This window comes from Amycolatopsis tolypomycina, assembly GCF_900105945.1.
Taxonomy (GTDB): domain Bacteria; phylum Actinomycetota; class Actinomycetes; order Mycobacteriales; family Pseudonocardiaceae; genus Amycolatopsis; species Amycolatopsis tolypomycina.
The window spans coordinates 6,105,408-6,117,511 of the sequence record NZ_FNSO01000004.1 but is presented as its reverse complement, the minus strand read 5'-3'; the positions used below and the strand labels follow the sequence as shown (position 1 = coordinate 6,117,511).

The following is a 12,104-nucleotide window of genomic DNA, read 5'->3' as shown; positions in this document are numbered from 1 at the left end:
GATGAAGAGATGACGGACCTCGACCGGCTCCGCACCATCCTGGCGCGCAACGAAGTCCTCGTCGAGCTGCTCGGGCGGGCGGCGACGCACGGCATCCGGGATTACGGCCTCTTCTTTCACGTGCCGCACGGGCTCGGCGACCTCTTCGCCCTGATCGTCCGGCCGAACCCGGTCCTCGCGCCGCGCGAGGTGTTCGACCGGAAGGCGGCCCGGTGGCCGGCCGGCCGGAACCGACGGTCTTGACCTCCAGTTAGCTCGAAGTATCAGGCTGGTCCCATGAAAGCCGTAGCGTTCACCGAATTCGGCGGGCCCGAGGTGCTCCGCGTCCTCGATCTGCCCGAACCGCACGCCGGGCCGGGGCAGGTTCGGGTGCGGGTCAAGGCTGCCGGGGTGCAGCCGTACGATGCCGCCGTGCGGGCCGGGTGGGAGCCGCCCGGTCTGGCGCTGACCTGGCCGCGCGTGCCCGGGAACGAGTTCGCCGGCGTCGTCGACGAGGGCGAACTCGCAGCCGGCACCGAAGTTCTCGGCTTCACCGCCGTGCAGGCCGCCGCCGAATACATTGTCGTTCCCGCATCCGATGTCACGCCGAAGCCGCCGGAAATGCCGTGGGAGGTGGCCGGCGGGTTCACCGCCGGGGCGCAGACCGCGTCGATCGCCCTGGAGGTGCTGAAACCGCGCGAAGGGGAGACCCTGCTCATCCACGGCGCCGCCGGCTCGGTCGGCACCGCCGCCGTGCAGCTCGCGCGCCTGCAGGGCGCCGAGGTCGTCGGCACGGCGAGCGCGGCCAACCAGGATTACCTGCGCGAACTGGGCGCGACCCCCGTCGTCTACGGCGACGGCCTGAAGGAGCGCATCGAGGCCGCCGCGCCGCAGGGGATCGACGTCGTGCTCGACGGCGCGGGCGGGGAGGCACTCGATGTCTCACTCGAACTGGTGAAGGACCGGGACCGGATCCTCACGCTCGTCGACCACCACCGGGCCGCGGAGCTCGGCGTGCTGCTCTCGAAGTCCGGGCGCTCGGCCGCGCGGCTCGCCGAGCTGGCCGCGCTCTACGCCAAGGGCGATCTGCGCTTCACCGTGCGCCGGGCCTACCCGTACACCGAGGCCGTGGCCGCGCACCGGGAAATCGAAACCGGACACGGTCGCGGAAAAATAGTTCTCACGTTCTTTTGACCGTTCCAGCATGTGGACGCGCGGGCGTTCCCGACTTTGGTCGCTGGAATCCGGGCCGGTCGCTCCTTAGATTCTCCCCATTACACCCAGTTGGGTGTCATTCGGTCGAGTGGCCGAGTACCACAGGGAGACATCGATGGTGAGTTTCAGCCGGGTCGCCGCGCACGCGGTTCCGCTGACGGTCGGCGCGCTGCTGCTGACGACGGGGGTCTCGGCGGCGCAGCCGTCCACCGTGGACGCGGCGGCCGCGCGCACCGAAGCGGGCATCAGCGCGCTGCAGAGCATCAAGAAGAGCCTGAGCCCCGCGGAGCGCAAGCAATCGAGCCAGCTGGTCGTCGAGAAGCGGTTGCGGGCCGACCGGTCGCTGGCCGCGAAGCTGCCGGAATACCGCTCCGGCGTCGGCGTCAGCAACGCCGGCACCGTCTCGGTCGACATCGCCGCGCAGAGCAAGGCCGTCGCGAACGCCGTCAAGGCGGCGGGCGGTTCCGTCCGGTCCGTCTCGCCGGACGGTGCCGTCCGCGCCGACCTGCCGCTGTCCGCCCTGGACGCGATCGCCGGCCGGGCCGACGTCACCGAGGTCAAGCCCGCCGCGCAGGCCACGACGTGGAGCGAGCCGGGCAACCGCGACGCCCGCAAGGCGGTGGCCGCGCAGGCCGCCGCCGCGACGCAGGTGTCCGAAGGGGACAAGGCGCACGGCGCCGACACCGCGCGCACCACCTACGGCGTCAGCGGCTCCGGCGTGAAGGTCTGCGTGCTCTCCGACGGCGTCGACTCCCTGGCGAAGTCGCAGAGCGCCGGTGAGCTGCCCGCGGTGGACGTGCTGGCCGGCCAGAAGGGCAGCGGCGACGAGGGCACCGCGATGCTCGAGATCATCCACGACCTCGCGCCGAACGCGACCCTCGGCTTCGCGACCGCGTTCACCAGCGAAGCCAGCTTCGCCGCGAACATCCGCGCGCTGCGCACCACCGGCAAGTGCCAGATCATCGTCGACGACGTCTCCTACTTCGACGAGTCGCCGTTCCAGGACACGCAGGTCGCGCAGGCGGTCAACGACGTGACCGCGGCCGGCGCGCTGTACTTCTCCTCGGCAGGCAACTCGGGCAACGCGACCGACGGCACCAGCGGCTACTACGAGGGTGACTTCCGCGCGTCGTCGTCGAAGATCAGCGGCGTCACCGGGACGCCGCACGACTTCGACCCGAGCAGCACCACGCAGAACTTCGACGCGCTGTCGGCAGGCTCGCTCGGCCGCCCGGTGACGCTGTTCTGGTCCGACCCGTGGGGCAAGTCCGCCAACGACTACGACCTGTTCATCCTGAACTCCTCGGGCAGCGTCGTGGCCTCCAGCGAGAACGCGCAGTCCGGCACGCAGAACCCGTACGAGATCGCGTCGGTGCCCACCACCGGCTCGGGCTACAAGGTGGCGGTCGTCAAGTACAGCGGCGCCGACCGCTTCATCGCGCTGAACGTGATCCGCGGCCGCTTCGTGGCTTCGGGCTCGCTCAAGGCGTTCAGCACCAACGGCGTCACGAACGGCCACTCGGCCGCGGTCAACGCGTTCAGCGTGGCGGCGGCGCCGGCGGCGGGCGCGTTCAGCCGTCCCCTCGAGGCCGGCGACCCGGCCAACCCGACGGGCCCGTACCCCGGCCTGTACACGGCGTCGAGCAAGTGGGAGCGCTTCTCCTCCGACGGCAAGCGCCGCGTGTTCTACAACGCGGACGGCACCGCGATCACCCCGGGCAACGTGACGTCGACCGGCGGCACGGTCCGCAACAAGCCGGACATCACGGCGGCCGACGGCGTGGCGACATCGGTGACGGGCTTCCAGCCGTTCTTCGGAACCTCGGCGGCAGCCCCCCACGCGGCGGCGATCGCGGCCCTGCTCCTGTCGGGCAAGCCGACGGCAACCCCGGCCCAGATCCGTTCGGCCCTGGTGTCGAGCGCGATCGACCTGGGCCCGGCCGGCTTCGACACGGTGACGGGCACCGGCGTGATCATGGCCGGCCCGGCCCTGGCGGCCCTGGGCGTGGCGGCGAAGTAAGTCCTCGTTCGCGAAGAGGGCCCGGCATGTGCCGGGCCCTCTTTCGTTAGGGTCGTGAGTATGGCGAAGACGGCGGTGGTCACCGGAGCGGGCTCGGGCATCGGGCGGGCCGTGGCGCGCGCCCTGCTCGACGACGGTTACCAGGTCGCCCTCGCCGGGCGGCGGTCCGACGCGCTCGCCGAAACGGCCGAAGGTTTCGAGAACGCGCTCGTCGTGCCCACCGACGTCGCCGACGAACAGGCCGTCGAGGCGCTCTTCGACGCCGTCCGGGAGCGGTGGGGGCGGCTCGACCTGCTCTTCAACAACGCCGGGATCGGGGCCACCGGCACGGTCGCCGATCTGTCCGTCGAAGACTGGCGGCGGACCGTCGACGTCAACCTCACCGGGATGTTCCTCTGCGCGCGGCAGGCCGTGCGGCTCATGAAGGACCAAGACCCGCGCGGCGGCCGGATCGTCAACAACGGCTCGATCTCCGCCCACGCGCCGCGGCCCGCCAGTGTTGCCTACACCGCGACCAAGCACGCCGTCACCGGGCTCACCCGGTCGATCTCGCTGGACGGCCGGGCCTGGGACGTCGCCTGCGGGCAGATCGACATCGGCAACGCCGCCACCGAAATGACCGAACGGATGGCCGCCGGCATCCCGCAGGCCGACGGCCGGGTGCTCGCCGAGCCGACCTTCGACGTCCGGCACGTCGCCGACGCCGTGCGGTACATGGCCGGGCTGCCGCTGGACGCCAACGTCCAGTTCCTCACCGTCACCGCCACCACCATGCCCTTCATCGGCCGCGGCTAGCCGCCTTCCGGGGAGACGCCATGCAGATGCTGTTCGAGGGGCACGACGTCGAGGCACTGGACGAGGTGGTGACCCGGGAGTTCTCGCCGCACTGCCTGCGCGTCGGCCGGGGCGAACCGGCGCCCGCCCGCTTCCGGCGCCTGCACCGGCAGGGGCTCGCACTCTACGAGCTGGGCTGGGGCCGCCCGGTCGACGTCGCGGCCGGGGAACTGCCCGACTTCTACAACGTCCACCTCCCGCTTGCCGGCGCCGGTGCGGTCCGGGTGGGCGGCCGCGAGGTCGCCGCGCCGTGCTCGGTCGCCGGGCCCGGGATGACGCTGGGTATGTCGCTGCCGGCCGCGGCGGACACCCTCATCCTGTTCCTGCCGCAGGCCGCGGTCGACGACGCCGTCGCCGCGCAGACCGGGGAACCGCCCGCCGCCCCGCTGCGGTTCGCCCCCGGCTTCGCGGACGGCGATCCGGCGGTGGCCGCGTGGCTCGAGACCGTGCGGGCCTTCGGGCGGTTCGCCGCGTCGCCGCTGGCCGCCCGGTCGCCGCTGGCCGCCGCGCACTTCGAACAGGTCCTCGTGCACGGCCTGGTCGACCTCCAGCCGCACGACCACGTCGCCGCCCTGCCCGCCTTCGCCCACCCGGCGCTGCCGCGTGCCGTGCGGCGCGCCATGGCCTACTGCGAGGAACACGCGGGTGAGCCGGTGTCGGTCGCGGACATGGCCGCGGCGGCGCGGGTCAGCCCGCGGACCCTGCAGGACCGCTTCCGCCTCGACTTCGGCACCACCCCGGCGGCCTACCTGCGGCGCGTCCGGCTGGACCGGGTGCACCAGGACCTGCTGCGCATCGCGGACGGCTCCGCGTCCGGGACAGTCGCCGAGGTCGCGACGCGCTGGGGCTTCACGCACCTGAGCCGGTTCGCCGCGTACTACCGCGAGGCGTACGGGCAGCTGCCGTCCCGCACCGCCGATCCGGGCCGTTCGGGCAATCCGGAATCCGCGGACCACTCGGCGGATAACGGATAGCGGGCGTTCGCCCGCCGTCCGTACGCTGGACGACGTCACGGGGGGCGTCCATGCCGGCACGGTCAGGGGGTCTGTGCCGGCATGGACGACGACGGGCCCCTGCTCACGGGATCACCCGCGCCTTCCGGAACTCGTCGAACAGCCGGTAGAACATCCGCTCCGTCTCGACGTACTCGTGGAACCCCGCCCGGCGCGCCTTCGACGTGTCCGCGAACATGTCGTAGTCCCAGCCGAACACGAAGTCGCCGAACGCCCATGACGCCGAAACGTCCGCATAGGACGCCGAAAGGCCGTGCTCGGCCGTCATCGACGTCCACAGTGGACCTTTGTCCGCCATGACGTCCGCCAGCGACATCCGCAGTGGCGGGGCGACGTCGAGGTCGAAGTAGGCCGCCAGTTTCGGCCAGAGCTCGCGCCAGCGGAACAGGTCGCCGTTCGCGATGTTGAACGCGCCCTGGTGCCGCGTCGCCCAGACCGTCGCCGAGGCCAGGAGGCCCGCGTCGGTCATCTCCAGCAGGCTGTCGTACGCGCCCGGCGCGCCGGGGAAGCGCAGCGGCAGCCCGAGTTCCTTCGAAATCGACGCGTACACCGCGATCACCAGCGCCAGGTTCATCGGGTTGCCCAGTGCGGTGCCGCCGACCACGGAGGGCCGGATCGCGGACCACGTCCAGTCGCCCGCGTGCCGCTCGAGGAACTGCTGCTGGTCGACGTTGAACTCCGGCGGCATGTGCCCGGCATCGGTCTCCCGCGCCGGGGTCTTGAACGGGCCGAGGTGCGCGCCGTAGACCTTGTAGCCCTGCATCAGGCTGACGTGCTCGAGGCCGGGCGGGGCCGCATCGACGAGGTTCGTGAGCATCGCGAGGTTGGGGGCGACCAGTTCCGCCCACGTCGGGCGCTCCTGGTACGCCGCGTAGAAGAGGTGCGTCGCCGAGGCCAGCGGGGCGAGCTTCGCCCGCGTGTCGGCCGGGTCGAGGAGGTCGACGGCGATCGATCCCGGGCCGCCTCGCTGGGAGAGACCGGTGACGTCCCAGCCGTTCGTGCGCAGGTGCTCGGTGAGCGTGCGGCCGATGATCCCGTTCGCCCCGGCGACCAGGGCTGTCTTGCGTTCCATGTCCCCAGGCTGCGGCAGCCCGCGGCATAAGTCCAAGGCTTACTTGTCACCATGTCGATAAACTGCGTTCATGACAAGTCTCCGGCAGCTCGAGTACCTGGTCACGGTGGTCGACACCGGCTCGTTCACCCGCGCCGCCGAGCAGCTGCACGTGACGCAGCCGGCGTTGTCGCACCAGATGCGGGCCCTCGAGCGCAGCCTCGGCGGGCCGCTGCTGGAGCGGCTGCCGCGGGCCGTCCGGCTCACCCCGATGGGCCGGGCGATGCTGCCGCACGCCCGCGCCGCGCTGGCCGACGCCGAACGCGCCCGCTGCGCGGCCCGGCTCGCCTCCGGCACGAGCGCGGGCGAGCTGCAAGTCGCCACGGTGTACTCGGTCAGCCTCGGCGTGCTGCCGCCCGCGCTGCGCGTGTGGCGGCGCGACCGGCCCGAGGTCGACGTCCGGCTGATCGAGTTCCGGCACGCCGACGAGCTGCGTGACGCGATGGCCGCGGGTGAGGCCGACGTCGCGCTCGGCCCGCGGCCCGGCGACTGGGCGGGGCCGGTGCGGGACCTGGGCGTCGAGGAGTTCGTCGTCGTGCTGCCCGCGGACGGCGCCCGCGAGGACGACGGCACGGGCGAGGTCGACCTGGCGACGCTCGCGGGCTGCGCCTGGGTGCACTACGCCCCCGGCAACGGCTTGGCGGAGCTGGTCGACGCGGCGTGCGCGGCGGCGGGCTTCCGGCCCCGCGCGGCGGTCCGCACCGAGCAGACGGCGGCCGCGCCCATCCTCGCGGCGGCGGGCCTCGGCCCGGCACTGGTCCCGGCGAACGTCCTGCCGCCCCGCTTCGACGGCCGGGTGCTGCGGCCGAGCGCGCCGATCCGGCGGACACTGACGGCCTACACCCGCGCGGCGCCCGATCCGTTGACCACGGCGTTCATCGAGACGCTGGCGGAGCACGCCACCGTCTAGAGGCGGCCGAGCCAGGGGTGATCATCGTCCAGGGCCTCGGCGAGCCAGCGCCGTTGCGCCGCGTCGAGCACCGGCAAGGCGGCGGCGAAGTCCAGCTCGTCTTTGGGCCGGGTGCGGTGCGCCTTGGCGAACAGCTGCACCTCGGGGGCCAGGTACGGGATGCCCGCCCGGGAAACCGCGCCCAGCGCCGCGACTTCCCGGCGCACCGCGGGGTTCCGGCGGGAGACCCACTCGTCGCCTTCGGCGTTGTCGAGCATGAACTGGATCCGCCAGGGCGTGGCCGGCGACGGACGGCACCACACGTCGTCGACGTCTTCGCCCAGGACCTCGCCGGGTGCCCAGGGCCGCAGCGTGCCCGGCGGGTCCGCCGCCCACCACTCCCACGACGGCAGCGCCTCCTGGATCGCGCGCTGGTCGCGCCGGAGCAGCAGGACGTCGACGTCGGAGTGCTCCCGGAACGCCCGGCCCACCGCCAGCTCGATCGCGTACCCGCCGGCGATCCACCAGGGCACGCGGACCTGCGCCAACAGCTCGGCCACCTCGGGCAGGGACGCCGGCTCCCAGGTCACGAGACGCCAATCCCCGCCAGCACCGGGCCGGTGAACGGCGTCGCCGTGACGTCGTGGACCCGGGGTGCCCAGACCGCGTGCCCGTGGCCCGACCACAGCGGGGCCACCGGCAGGTCGCGCAGCAGCTGGTTCTCCGCCAGCCGGTACAGCTCGCCCGCCTCCTCCGGGGTGGCCGCGGCGTCGGCCAGCGACAGGTTCTGGCGGAAGGTGTCGTCGGCGTACCCCGCGGCCGTGGCCAGCTGGGTCAGCAGCTCGTCCGGGCTGCCCGTGGTCAGCTTGACGTCCAGTGTGGACGGACCGTCGAGCCGGTCCGTGCGCGGGGCCGCCTGTGCCGTCACGGAAACGTCCAGTGCCTTGTGCAGCCCGACGACCAGGGTGCGTGTCCACTCCTCCGCGCCCGGTCCGAAGTAGACGGTCGCGCCGCCGGGGAAGCCGGCCTGCTTCAGCAGGGCCTTGCCTGCCGCGGCGTCGAAGCTGCACGGGCGGCAGGTGCCGGAACGCTCGCCCGGCGCGTCCGCGGGCGGCAGCAGCGCCTTGGCCGGGTCGACCTGGTGGGCGAGCGGACCTGCCTCCAGCGCCGCGCGGTCGACGCCGAGGGCGAAGCCGTGGCGGACCGTCGCGTCGGCGAACCGCGGGTTCGTCACCGGGAACGCCAGGTAGCCCGCCTCGGGCAGGGCCCACGTCGCGTGGCGGTCGGCGAAGTCGCCGTGCATCGCCTCGTGCTGCGCACCGGGGACCTCGGTCGCCAGATCGAGCGTGCCCGCCTTGACCGCGTCGTACTGGGCGGCCGGCTCGCCGACCCGCAGTTCGATCTCCTCGGCCTTGCCCGCGCCGACCCGCTTGAGCGTGCCGCCCGAGCCGGGTTTCCACTCGCTGTCGAGCCGGTACGGGCCGTTGCCGACCGGTGCCTTCGCGAAGCCGTTCCAGTCCCGGGAGGCGAGTACCGACGCCGGCAGCGGGACCAGGCCCGGTGCGGAGAGCAGCACGGGCACCTGGCCGGACGGCCGGTCGAGGGTCAGCGCGATCGTGTCCGGCGCCGCCGCCTTGATCTCGCGGGCGCGCAGGAGCTTCGTCAGCACCGGGGAGGACACCCAGCGCGACGCCGCGATCGCCTGCCATGTGTCCACATAGGACTGCGCGGTGACCGGGGTGCCGTCGTGGAACGTCGCCGGCCGCAGCTTCACCGTCCAGTGCACCCGGTCCGTGCTTTCGATCGACGCGGCCGCGCGCGGGGTGACCTTCCCGGACGCCGCGTCGTAGTCGGCGAGCGGTGTCCACAGTGCTCCGGTCACCAGCCGGCCCGCCTGGTCGGAGAGGTCGGCCGGCAGCAGCGTGGCGGGCTCCCGGATGCCGACGGACAGGACACCGGGCCGGGCGGGGTCGGCACCGGAACAGCCCGAGACGGCGAGGGTCACGGCGGCGAGCAGGACGAACAGGCGCATGCGCAGTTCCTACCAGCAAGATGGCAACGAAAGACGGTTGTGTCCGGTTGATCTCCGTCGTACCGTTCGGGATGTCACGCTCGGAGCGTTCTGGGAGGTTTCGCGTGCGCACCTGGTTGCGGTCGTGCTTCGCCGCCGTCACCGTCGGCGCCACGCTCGTCGCGACCGGGCTGCCGGCCGCGGCCTGCGGTGAAGACGACAAGCCCGCGACCCCGGCCACCCGCACGGCGGGCGACCCCGGGGCGATCAAGAACGTCAAGGCCGTCGGCAACGTGCCCGACGCCGCCGGCGCCATCTCCATCGGCTTCCTCGACTACGGCCACCGCGACGTCATGGCCGTGTCCGGCGAGTTCGGGCTCAAGGTCTACGACCTGAAGAACCCGGCCGCGCCCAAGCTGGTCGGGCAGGTCAGCCTGCCCGGGCTGTGGGAAACCGAAGACACCGAGGTCGACCAGAACCGCAAGCTGGTGTTCCTCTCCCGCGACCCGCGCGCCTACGGCGGCACCACGGCGACCGGCGAGTCCGGCATCTACATCGTCGACGTCTCGAAGCCGGAGGCGCCGTCGATCCTCAGCTACGTGAAGGTGCCGGCCGGGCACACCACCAGCTGCGTCGACGGCTGCCGCTACCTCTGGACCGGTGGCCCGTCGAAGGCCGCCGACCAGCCCGCCGACTGGGGCGGCAGGCCGATCTGGGTCACCGACATCCGCGACCCGAGGCACCCGAAGGTCAACCCGCAGCCGATCGAGCTGGCCCGCAACGACGGCAAGACCGACTACGTGCACGACGTGCAGGTCGACGCCGACGGCGTGGCCTGGGTGTCCGGCCGCGGCGGTGTCCGCGGCTACTGGACTTCCGGGATCCACCGCGACCCGCTGACGAACAAGGTCCGCCGGGCGACCGCGCACGAGCCGATCCCGTACGCGGGCGGCGGCATCGCCGAGACGGCCGCGCCCTCGCGGTTCATGCACAACAGCTTCCACCCGGCCGGCCACCGCATCGGCGACGGCGCTTGGCGCGGCCAGGACCTGATCTACGCGACGGAGGAGAACTTCGTCGACGGCTGCGCGGGCGACGGCGTCCTGACGATCTCGTCGCTGAAGGGCTCCTACCACGGCGAAGGCTGGCGTTCGACGCCTTCGCAGCCCTTCCGCCTGCCGAGCGTCGGCACGTGGAGCGTCAACGGCCAGGAGGGCAGCGACCCGGCGTCGGACGACTGCTCCGCGCACTACTTCGACGTCCGCGGCAAGGTCCTGGTGCAGTCGTTCTACGCGCAGGGCACCCGGTTCCTCGACGTCAGCGACCCGACGAACCCGCGCCAGATCGCCTACTACCGCCCGGCCGACGCGAGCGCGTGGGCGCCGTACTTCCACGGGAAGTACGTCTACGTCGCGGACAACACCCGCGGCGTAGACGTCCTGCAGCTCACCCGTTAGGACTTCAGCCAGACAGCGGTGTCGGTCGGCAGCTCACCCCCGACCGGCCCGCTGGCCAGCAGGATCTCGCCCTCGGGCAGCGGCACCGGCTCGGGCGAGAAGTTCAGTGCGAACGTGAACCCCCGGCGGAACGCCAGTACACCCTCGCCCAGCGGGAGCCATTCGAGCGGGCCGCTCGGCAGTTCCCGCCGCAGCCGCAGGCCGTTGCGGTACAGCGACAGCATCGACGCCGGGTCCGCCGCCTCCACCTCGGCCGTGTAGTCCTTCCACGCGGCCGGCTGCGGCAGCCACGCGCCGCCGGTGCCGAACCCGAACGGCGGCGCCGAACCCGACCACGGGATCGGCACCCGGCAGCCGTCCCGGCCCGGGTCGGTGCCGTGGGTGCGGGCGAACACCGGGTCCTGGCGCAGCTCGTCCGGGATGTCCAGGACCTCCCACAACCCCAGCTCCTCGCCCTGGTAGACGTACAGGCCGCCGGGCAGGGCCAGCGTCAGCAGCGCCGCCGCCCGCGCGCGCCGGGTGCCCACCGCGAGGTCCACCGGGGCCGAGTGCAGGCGGTCCGCGAAGCTGAAGCCCGTGTCGCCCTCGCGGCCGTAGCGCGTCACGTGGCGGGTGACGTCGTGGTTCGACAGCACCCACGCCGCCGGGGCGCCGACCTCGTCGTGTGCCTTGAGCGTGCGGGAAATGACGTCGCGGAACCGCTCGCTGTCCCACGGGCAGACCAGGAAGTCGAAGTTGAACGCCGAATGCAGCTCGTCGCGGCGCAGGTAGCGCGCGGCCCGTGCCATGTCCGGCAGCCACATCTCGCCGACCAGCACGCGCTCGCCGCCGTAGCTGTCGGCGATCTTGCGCCACGACCGGTAGATCTCGTGCAGCCCTTCCTGGTCGGAGAACGGCGTCTCGTCGCCGTCGTCGACGTCCGGCAGGTGCGGGTCCTTGACCAGGCCGTCGGCGACGTCGATGCGGAAGCCGTCCACGCCGCGGTCGAACCAGAAGCGCAGCACGTCCTCGAACTCCGTGCGGATCTCCGGGTTGTCCCAGTTGAAGTCGGGCTGGCGGGAGCTGTAGAGGTGCAGGTACCACTCGCCGTCCGGGACGCGGGTCCACGCGGGCCCGCCGAAGCGCGACTTCCAGTTGTTCGGCGGCTCGCTGCCGTCCGGGCCGCGGCCGGGCCGGAACCAGAACCGCTGCCGCTCCGGCGAACCCGGGCCGGCTTCGAGCGCGGCCTGGAACCAGCGGTGCTCGTCGGAGCAGTGGTTCGGGACGATGTCGATGATGACCCGGATGCCGCGGGCGTGGGCCTCGTCGATCAGCTCCTCGGCCTCGGCGAGCGTACCGAAGAGCGGTTCGATGTCGCGGAAGTCGGCGACGTCGTAGCCGCCGTCGTCCATCGGGGACGGGTACCACGGCGTGAACCAGATCGCGTCGATCCCCAGGTCGGCCAGGTGGTCGAGCCGGGCGCGGACGCCGGCGAGGTCGCCGACGCCGTCGCCGTTGCCGTCCGCGAAGCTGCGGATGTACACCTGGTAAATGGCCGCGCTCCGCCACCAGCCGGTCTTGTCGGTCACGAAAGTG

General features: G+C 72.6%; 11 protein-coding genes. 7 read left to right on the top strand and 4 right to left on the bottom strand.

Annotation, left to right across the window (positions count from 1 at the left end; genetic code table 11):
• Nucleotides 1–9: 9 nt before the first annotated feature.
• The 5 genes from BLW76_RS37580 (at nucleotide 10) to BLW76_RS37560 (ending at nucleotide 5,022) form a co-directional block, all read left to right on the top strand.
• Nucleotides 10–243 carry a hypothetical protein gene (locus tag BLW76_RS37580; protein WP_091316561.1) on the top strand — a complete coding sequence of 78 codons (234 nt, stop codon included), beginning with the start codon at nucleotides 10–12 and terminating at the stop codon, nucleotides 241–243.
• Nucleotides 244–276: 33 nt separating this feature from the next.
• Nucleotides 277–1,173: an NADP-dependent oxidoreductase gene (locus BLW76_RS37575; protein ID WP_091316559.1), complete on the top strand. Its 897-nt coding sequence runs from the start codon at nucleotides 277–279 to the stop codon at nucleotides 1,171–1,173.
• A 136-nt stretch (nucleotides 1,174–1,309) separates the two neighbouring features.
• On the top strand, nucleotides 1,310–3,214 hold the full coding sequence (locus BLW76_RS37570) for a S8 family peptidase (protein WP_091316557.1): 1,905 nt from the start codon (nucleotides 1,310–1,312) through the stop codon (nucleotides 3,212–3,214).
• Between the two features lie 60 nt (nucleotides 3,215–3,274).
• Nucleotides 3,275–4,009, top strand: coding sequence for an SDR family oxidoreductase (locus BLW76_RS37565; protein ID WP_091316555.1), 735 nt, complete (start codon nucleotides 3,275–3,277; stop codon nucleotides 4,007–4,009).
• 20 nt (nucleotides 4,010–4,029) lie between these two features.
• Nucleotides 4,030–5,022 carry an AraC family transcriptional regulator gene (locus BLW76_RS37560; RefSeq protein WP_091316553.1) on the top strand — a complete coding sequence of 331 codons (993 nt, stop codon included), beginning with the start codon at nucleotides 4,030–4,032 and terminating at the stop codon, nucleotides 5,020–5,022.
• A 103-nt stretch (nucleotides 5,023–5,125) separates the two neighbouring features.
• Here BLW76_RS37560 and BLW76_RS37555 read toward each other — a convergent pair whose 3' ends face one another.
• Nucleotides 5,126–6,133 (bottom strand): SDR family oxidoreductase, encoded by a 1,008-nt coding sequence (locus BLW76_RS37555; protein ID WP_091316552.1) that lies wholly within the window; start codon nucleotides 6,131–6,133, stop codon nucleotides 5,126–5,128.
• A gap of 70 nt (nucleotides 6,134–6,203) precedes the next feature.
• Here BLW76_RS37555 and BLW76_RS37550 point away from each other — a divergent pair, with 70 nt between their 5' ends.
• Entirely contained in the window at nucleotides 6,204–7,082 is an 879-nt protein-coding gene (locus BLW76_RS37550; RefSeq protein ID WP_091316550.1) for a LysR family transcriptional regulator, read from the top strand.
• Here BLW76_RS37550 and BLW76_RS37545 read toward each other — a convergent pair.
• Entirely contained in the window at nucleotides 7,079–7,651 is a 573-nt protein-coding gene (locus BLW76_RS37545; protein ID WP_091316548.1) for a nucleotidyltransferase domain-containing protein, read from the bottom strand. The two genes, BLW76_RS37550 and BLW76_RS37545, sit on opposite strands and share 4 nt — an antisense overlap.
• A complete protein-coding gene (locus BLW76_RS37540) occupies nucleotides 7,648–9,093 on the bottom strand; it encodes a peptide ABC transporter substrate-binding protein (RefSeq protein WP_091316547.1) in 1,446 nt (481 codons plus the stop codon). The genes BLW76_RS37545 and BLW76_RS37540 overlap by 4 nt, the downstream gene beginning before the upstream one ends.
• A gap of 104 nt (nucleotides 9,094–9,197) precedes the next feature.
• Between BLW76_RS37540 and BLW76_RS37535 the strand changes: the two genes are divergently transcribed.
• Nucleotides 9,198–10,529, top strand: a complete 1,332-nt coding sequence (locus tag BLW76_RS37535) for an LVIVD repeat-containing protein (protein ID WP_091316545.1) — start codon at nucleotides 9,198–9,200, stop codon at nucleotides 10,527–10,529.
• Here BLW76_RS37535 and BLW76_RS37530 read toward each other — a convergent pair.
• Nucleotides 10,526–12,097: a glycoside hydrolase family 13 protein gene (locus BLW76_RS37530; RefSeq protein WP_091316543.1), complete on the bottom strand. Its 1,572-nt coding sequence runs from the start codon at nucleotides 12,095–12,097 to the stop codon at nucleotides 10,526–10,528. The two genes, BLW76_RS37535 and BLW76_RS37530, sit on opposite strands and share 4 nt — an antisense overlap.
• Between the last annotated feature and the right edge of the window lie 7 nt (nucleotides 12,098–12,104).